Raw genomic sequence first — 1,490 nt, forward strand, 5'->3', positions numbered from 1 at the left:
GTCCGGGCCGTCCGCTTCCTGACCTGCTCGGCGATGTCCGGGTAGCGGGTATGGATCGTTGTCGCGTGCACGCCCGCTTCTTCCGCGACTGCCATGATCGACAGCTTGCGTTTGGGATCTACAATGCGCGGCGCCCCTCGCTCAATCCGGTGTAATGCCAGCAGCAATTCCTGCTGGGTTTTGTCACGACGCGACATGGGGTTCCTTTCCCGGGGCGTCAGCTACGCCGGGATCCAGTTTTCGTAGAATCTGCTTCACGGTCGCAATGCTTTCCTCGATCTTGGCTTGTGCCGCCGGACCGATATCGTTGACCTCACGTAGTTCGAGCTGCTGCAGCCATAGTCCATGCCAGGTGTCCCGCTGCGTTTCATCAATCACGGCGTGGCTGCAGTCCGCACATTCCATGGCGTCGTACAAGCCGCGGCCTCCGCAACTGAGCACATCAGCCATGCACCAGCTGTGGCCGGTACTGCGCAACAGGATCCCCTGTCCTGCACGTTCGGCCATTTCCTTGCGGCTGACCATGTTCATCGATTTCATGTGCACCCGCTGGCGCATGATGCGCTCGCCAGCCTTGCCCGCCAATCGCACTTCCGGATCCAGCCAGCTGGCAATCCGCACTGCCTGCTCCTGTTCCATCTTTTCCAGGATCTCCGCGTACAGGTCGACATCCTGGGTCTCGTTCAACGCATACAGCGCTGTCATATCCAGTGACCAATGCTTGAAGTGATCGCGCAGGTACAGCAGATTGCCTCTGCCATGCGCGGCAACGAACACTGCAAAGGTGCGCCGCAGTTCATGCGTGGTCGGTTGCCAAGGGATGCCGTGGTTGCGGGCAAACCGCTTGAGTTCGGCGTTCCAGCTAAAGAGGCTCAAGATCGCAATGTTGCCGCTGGCCGCTGTTTTGCCAAGGAACAGCCCGTGTTGATGCTGGCGCAGCGCCGTGCGCCGCGCCAACAGGACCACGCGCTGCGCGTCGCTGTCAGCCATGCCCGCCAACTGGCCATCGATGGCTGCCAATTCCGCCTGCAATTCCTCCCGCAGCGGCTGCGACAAGCGCTCCAGCAACGCAATCACTTGCCCGGCATACGGCGGAATCATCCATTCGGTCGCCCCCTCCCCGGTCTTGCGGCTCACGCTGCGCAGCCAGCCATAGGTAACGCCATCCACCTCGGTTTCGTAGTAGCAGCCGACGCGGATATCCGCCAGTTCCTGGTTGCGCATCCCGCTGAGCAACCCCAGCACGATGTAGCCGGCAATGCGCACATCGATCAGCGCGCGCTGATACGCCTGCAACGGCGGCAACCCGCGTGAACGCAGATGGCGATTCTTCAGCACGAACATCCGTTTGTAGCCCACTGTCGCCCGGCGTTCCAGGTCCGCCAGTTCGTCACGCACCTGCAGCAGTAGCGGCGCTTCTTGCAGCACCGCATCGGCGTGCCGGAACAAGGCCGACGCAATCTCGAGCGGAATGGACTGCGTGCCCGACA

1 protein-coding gene and 1 pseudogene are annotated in these 1,490 nt (G+C 61.7%); both read right to left on the reverse strand.

Translation table 11 applies throughout. The features are described 5' to 3' along the window. Positions 1-197 (reverse strand): annotated as a pseudogene (locus AYR66_RS28035) (hypothetical protein); the annotation flags it as partial. Continuing rightward, positions 184-1,490, reverse strand: a 1,307-nt coding sequence (locus AYR66_RS29165) for a site-specific integrase (protein ID WP_088710791.1), incomplete at its 5' end; no start/stop codon positions are given. The gene AYR66_RS29165 and the pseudogene AYR66_RS28035, both read right to left, overlap by 14 nt.

The organism is Noviherbaspirillum denitrificans (genome assembly GCF_002211445.1).
Classification (GTDB): domain Bacteria; phylum Pseudomonadota; class Gammaproteobacteria; order Burkholderiales; family Burkholderiaceae_D; genus Noviherbaspirillum; species Noviherbaspirillum denitrificans.